At 27.5% G+C, this 6,303-nt stretch carries 6 protein-coding genes; all 6 read left to right on the top strand.

The annotated features are described in order from the left end of the window. Positions 1-606 precede the first annotated feature (606 nt). The 6 genes from BUB34_RS13835 to BUB34_RS13375 all read left to right on the top strand — a co-directional run bounded on the left by BUB34_RS13835 (position 607) and on the right by BUB34_RS13375 (position 6,298). Positions 607-732: a hypothetical protein gene (locus BUB34_RS13835; RefSeq protein ID WP_278276719.1), complete on the top strand. Its 126-nt coding sequence runs from the start codon at positions 607-609 to the stop codon at positions 730-732. Between the two features lie 89 nt (positions 733-821). Beyond that, a complete protein-coding gene (locus BUB34_RS12530; RefSeq protein WP_073127777.1) occupies positions 822-2,129 on the top strand; it encodes a radical SAM/SPASM domain-containing protein in 1,308 nt (435 codons plus the stop codon). Between the two features lie 17 nt (positions 2,130-2,146). Continuing rightward, a complete protein-coding gene (locus tag BUB34_RS12525) occupies positions 2,147-2,884 on the top strand; it encodes a class I SAM-dependent methyltransferase (protein ID WP_073127775.1) in 738 nt (245 codons plus the stop codon). Between the two features lie 94 nt (positions 2,885-2,978). Then, positions 2,979-5,195: an ATP-binding cassette domain-containing protein gene (locus BUB34_RS12520; RefSeq protein ID WP_073127773.1), complete on the top strand. Its 2,217-nt coding sequence runs from the start codon at positions 2,979-2,981 to the stop codon at positions 5,193-5,195. A 139-nt stretch (positions 5,196-5,334) separates the two neighbouring features. Next, on the top strand, positions 5,335-5,535 hold the full coding sequence (locus BUB34_RS12515) for a hypothetical protein (protein ID WP_073127771.1): 201 nt from the start codon (positions 5,335-5,337) through the stop codon (positions 5,533-5,535). A gap of 400 nt (positions 5,536-5,935) precedes the next feature. Beyond that, positions 5,936-6,298, top strand: coding sequence for a hypothetical protein (locus BUB34_RS13375; RefSeq protein ID WP_073127769.1), 363 nt, complete (start codon positions 5,936-5,938; stop codon positions 6,296-6,298). Positions 6,299-6,303: the final 5 nt, after the last annotated feature.

The raw sequence follows: 6,303 nt of genomic DNA, 5'->3' as shown, positions 1-6,303 counted from the left end.
TTCTTTCACCCAATGGGTGAAAGCTGAATTTCGAAGGAACGCATATTTATCAAGGCTTTGATTATGCTTTTTGAAGTACTGACGTAGAATCTAGGGAATAATAGAAAAAAGTGACAATAAAGTAGTAATAGAGGTTTATGCAAAGGGTGAATTGGTTAAAACTCTTGCCTGTGAGTTTAATAATAATGATAACTGGGGTATAGTAGATATCAAATAACAAAATACTGAAATGATAGACTTTTAAACCGGCAATTTTAATCAGGCAAGATTAATAATTGCCGGTTTTTGTTTTTTACGATTTGTTAGGTTAAAATATAGTATTTAATAAAGAATTTTAAACCATAAAGTCTCTTGAATAGAAATCTAACAGAGATGTGAATTTTATTATCAGGTCAAATGGAAGTGGTAAATTTATTTTGACAACAGCATTAGACTATCTATTAAATTTTTACCTTAGTGGCATAACAAAACATTTTCCGAATACCAAGGATTTATTTTGTGAAATAAATAGCCTAATCTTCATATATCGTCAAATTACTCTAACTATTTACAAAATTATCTACAAGGTATATTATATAATTATACATAGGTAAGGGGGGTTAAATCATGAAGTTTACAAATTTAGAAGGATTCAAAGTTAAAAACGAAGAAAATTCTAAGAAGCAAGAAGAAAGAACTGTTAAGGCACAGAGAAGTCAGTGTAGAACAACTCATAAAAGACAAGATTGCTAATTTATATAAAATAAACTGTTGATTTAACTTCAACAGTTTATTTTATATAATCAAATACTATATATTATGAACAGGGAAAGTTGGATACTATGGAAAAAAATTTCAGTATATACGATATTATTGAAATACCACAAAATCTTTACATAAAAAATTTGGATAATAAATATATAATTTTGGCATATGAGAAACCTAACTGGATTGTTTTAGATGGAAAAGAATTTAAGATGTTTTCTTTAATTACTAAAGAAAACAGGATAATAGATATTTTGGAGCAGTATGCAGAAAGTTATGATGAACAAGAAGGAGTAATAATAGATTGCATGCAATCGTTGCTTGAAAAAATTGAAAAAAATAAGTTTTATGAGTTTACTAATGCTATTGAAAATGAGCCAATTGAACAAATTAAGAAGACTATTCAAATACACTTAACTCATAAATGTAACATGCGTTGCATCCATTGCTATATGGCTGCAGGAAATGCAATTAATAATGAATTATCAGAAGAACAATGGATAAGTGCTATTGAGAACTTAAGCAAGGTCATCAAAAATACAGAGATTGTTTTTACTGGTGGAGAGCCTTTGATTAGAAAAGATAGCATAGGAATAATGAAATTTGCTAAAAAATATGATCACAAGGTAGTATTGTTTACTAACGGAGTTCTTATAGATAAAGAAAACATATTAGAACTTTCAGAATGTGTGGATGAGATACAAGTAAGTATGGAAGGGATAACAAGGGAATGTTATGAAAGGGTTAGAGGAAAGACTAATTATAATAGGTTTATCAACAGTCTGAATCTTATAAAAGAATATAAGATACCTCTAACATTGGCAATTACAATCATTCCAAGTAATATTGAAGATGTTGAAGAAAATTTAATAAGATTCTTAGAAGAGTTAGATTATGATAAAATAAATGTAAGAATAAATGCAAAGTTAGATAAAGAGGGTTATGCAAAAAGCCTGCCAGAAGAGTTTTTTGAAAACTCAACTTATATTGAAGAGAGTGTTACTAATATTAAGACGAAATTAGTTGAAATGGGTTATGTTGACGAGAAAAAGTATCAAAAAAACATACATTTTTACAACTGTGGTATAGGGTGCAGTATAACTATAGATTCAAACGGTGAAATATATCCTTGCAGCAAGTTAAATATCGGTAGAGGGAATATCGTTAATAAAAATATAGGTGAAATAGTATATGAGTTTAATAAACTGAATAAGGATACAGAAATTACAAATATGAAATTGTGTAAAGAATGCGAATTAAAGTATATATGCAGTGGAGGATGTAGAATTGACCATTATTTAAATAATGGATGTTATTTAAATCCAATGTGCAACAATAGTTATAAAGAGGATATTTATAGAACTCTAGTAAAAGAAAGTTTATAATATCTATGGAGGTTAATATGAGTACAAAGACTATAGATACTCACTTTGTAAAAGAAATTTATAATGATAATGAAATGATAAATTATTATACTGATATCGTTTATAATATAGGATTATTTAAATGTGAAAAAATATTATTTGATAAATACTTAAATTTTCAAGATAAAATTTTAGATATAGGCTGTGGAGCAGGAAGAACTACTATACCACTTCATAGTATAGGATACAGAGATATTGTAGGCTTAGATATAGCGGAAGAAATGATAAAAAGTGCAAAATCTTTAAATAACAATATTGAATTTGTTGTAGGGGATGCAACAAATCTTAAGTATGATAATTCAACATTTGATAAGGCTATATTTTCATTTAACGGTCTAATGCTTATTCCTAAAAGAGAGAGAAGACTGAAGGCGTTAAAAGAAATTAATAGGGTTTTAAAAAAGGGAGGATATTTTATTTTTTCAACGCCCTATTTAGATAATAAATTAGAAAGTAAGTTTTGGATTAGTGAAAAGGTTAAGTGGAAACAGGGCAATAATGATAAAAGATTATACGAATTTGGTGATTTGCTTATGGATGATCTTAATATAGAAGATATATTTATTCATATACCCAAAATATCTGAAGTTAAGGAGTGTTTAAATGAAGCAGGATTTAAAGTAATAGATTATATACCAAGAATTAATATATGTTTAGAAGACGAAGTTATCGAAGAACAGTTGGATGATGGATTATTCTGGATTGCAAAAAAGTAGAAAAAGTGGCAGAATTAGATTAGACGGTAAAGTAAAGTTTATAACATTAGTAATAGATTAAGAATTAATATACTATTATATGGATGTGATTTTTGTGGTTTATCTTGAATATAAAGGAATAAATACTAATAACCTAAAAAATATAAATATAAAAATAGAAAAGAATAAAATCATATGTATTACAGGTCCAAGCGGCAGTGGAAAATCTTCACTAGCCTTTGATACTATATATCAAATAAGCCAAAGTGAATTAAATCAATTGTATGGATATGATAACTTTCATAATGAATTTTCAATACAAGAATACAGGAATATTATTCCGTCTGTAGCACTTGAACAAAACAATTATAACAATAATCCTAGATCTACAATTGCAACTTACTATGGAATAGATAAACTATTTAGTAAAATGGTTTCTTTATATAATAATGTACCTTTCCATCGATTTAGTTTTAATAAACTGGAGTCTGCTTGCAAGAAGTGTAAAGGATTAGGATATGAGTTTAACCCAGATATAATAAAAATATTAGATTACGATTCTACAATCAAAGATATTCCTTTTATAAACTGGAGAAATAGTGAAGTTAATTATTATAAGCAATTAATTGAGCAATATTGTAATGAAATTAATATATGTATAGATAAAAAGTTCAGAGATCTAGATGATATAGAAAGGCATAATTTATTATATGGAGTATCATCTCAAAAGTATAAAATTGATTATAAGCAATCAGGTAGAAAAAGAGTAAAAACAGATTTTTATAAAGGACCTATGCTTAGACTGGGTGAAAAAATAAATAAAAATAGCCTAGAAAATAGAGAGATTGGTTTTATTAAAAAAGAAAAATGCAGTGTATGCAATGGGTATAGATTTTCAAATAAAATACTTAAGTATAAGTTATTTGGTAAAAATCTAGGTGAGATTTACACAATGGAGTTATATTTATTAAAAGAATGGCTTTTACAACATAAAAATACTTGGGAAAAAGAATTATATTGTAAAAGTAGTATTGAAATAATATTAAACTTTATTGATAAATTAACCTTTTTAAAATTAGGATATTTAAATTTGAATAGGGCAATTAGTTCCTTATCTGGCGGGGAATTACAAAGGTTGAGGTTATCAAAAATATTAAGCACACAATTTAATAATATTTTGTATGTGTTAGACGAGCCTTCTGCGGGTTTACACCCATCTGAGTACAATTCAATTGCTAAATGTATGCTTTCGGTTATAGATAAGGAAAATACAATATTATTTATAGATCATAATTCATATTTCCTAGATATAAGTGACAATATAATTGCTTTAGGGCCCAAGGCTGGAAAAGATGGTGGATTTTTAGTTGATTCTGTGCTTTATAGAAATAATTCTATAGAAACAATAGCATATAAATTTTTTCAAGCAAGATCTTATATACATATTGAAAATGAGAGATACAATAATATTGAAAGTTTAAGCATATGTATACCTATAAAAAGTATGATTGGTATTTGTGGAGTTTCAGGCTCTGGTAAGACTTCATTTGTAAAAGGTATTTTGCCCAAGTACTTAGAAAACTTAATTTATACCAATCAAAAGCCTATTAGTGGAAATGTTTACTCAGTTGTGGCTACATATACGGATATAATGTCTAATATAAAAACATTATTTTCAAAAGAAAACAATGTAGATGAAAGTATGTTTTCGTTTTATGTAAACTCAAAAGGGGCATGCAGTGCTTGTAATGGAAAAGGATATATAACATATCAGTCAAAATTTGATGACACATTTTCTTATAGATGCCCAGAATGTGAAGGAAAGAGATTTAATAATGGGGCGCTAGAATATACTTTTAAGAATCTTAATATTTATGAGTTGTTGAATAAAACTGTAGATGAGTTAATTGAAACATTTAAAGAAGTAAAAGGCAATATAATTGATACACTCATAATTATGAAAAGACTGGGATTAGGTTATATTACCCTTTTACAAGGTGTTCAGTCCTTATCTGGCGGAGAAAGCCAGAGATTAAAGTTAGTAAAGGCATTAAAAAGTAAGAGAAAAGATAGGTACATAGTTCTCGATGAACCATTTAAAGGATTAAGTTCAAATGATATAAGTAATATAATAAAGTTTTTATATGAAATAGTGGAAGGGGATTCTACTGTTATAATTGTTGAACATAATGCTTTTGCTCTTAGTCATTGTTCCTACTTAATAGAGTTTGGACCAGAAAGTGGTATATATGGTGGAAAAATAATATATAGTGGAAATAAAAATGGTATCAAAGATTGTAAAGAATCCAAAACTAGAAATTTTTTAATATAATCTAATTTATTATAATATGAGTTTTATGTTTATTTAATTGATCTCTAATAAATCATAAGTTGCTAAATACCTATTTTATGAATCTAGTAAAAGGCAAAATTAATACTACTATAAATTACAAATGAAAGGATTGATTCAGGTGGGTTTATTTGACAGATTAATCGAGAGAGGCGATGCAGTAAGGGAATTAAAAGATAAATATTCAAATTATAGTGACTATGATTTGAAGACTATTGTTCGTAGGGAAGGTTCGGCAAACAAATTATCAAGAGAAGTACATGCTGCTTTTATGGTATTGCAAGATAGAGGTTATTCACCAGACGAAATTGTGAATGGTTGATACTCGGTTATTTCATATAATAATAGCAGCATTTTTATTATAGAAAGCAGCAACTTATTATGAGTTAAAAATTTATGTTATATATGTAAAAAATAAGAAAGTTAGATTAAGCCTCGTGGAGATAATGAAGGAGAAATCCTGATAGACTGCACGAGGCTTTTTGGCATGAGGACTTACGAGGCACATTAAAATCTTTACACTCTTCATTAGACTATTTAGGTATTAAACTAATCATTTTAAAAATATAACTTGGAGTGTTATAATTAATTTATAGAATATCCTTAAAAATTAGAATAAAATGGTTAGTAGAAGAAATAAATAAGTGTAAGTTTATAGACGAAGCAATTGAGAGAGTATATAAAATAATTTCTAAGAACTATTTAAAAAAGGGGAATAGACAATGAATATAAATAAAGAGAATACACTATTAGATACTAAGCATCTATCTAATAAGTATGCGCCTAATGACTTTATTAAAACGGGTACCTTTATAGGTTATAGTCCATTTTGCCAAGATGTTATTAAGCATTTAAATAAAGAGTTAGCGGAGAAACGAGGAATCAAATATAATATTTGCACTCGTAATGGAAAGGATGAACAGGTTACTTTTACAATAGAAAGTCCTAAGAAAAGAAATCTTATTACAATACAACCTAATAGAACATTAGAATATCCTAGATTCTACGTCAGTACTTCAAAAAGCATAATCAAAGCCTTGATAAATATGCGTTCCTTCGAAATTCAGCTTTCACCCATTGGGTGAAAGAA

The organism is Asaccharospora irregularis DSM 2635 (assembly GCF_900129815.1).
In the GTDB taxonomy this organism is placed as follows: Bacteria; Bacillota; Clostridia; order Peptostreptococcales; family Peptostreptococcaceae; genus Asaccharospora; species Asaccharospora irregularis.
This window is presented reverse-complemented; position numbering and strand designations above follow the sequence as displayed.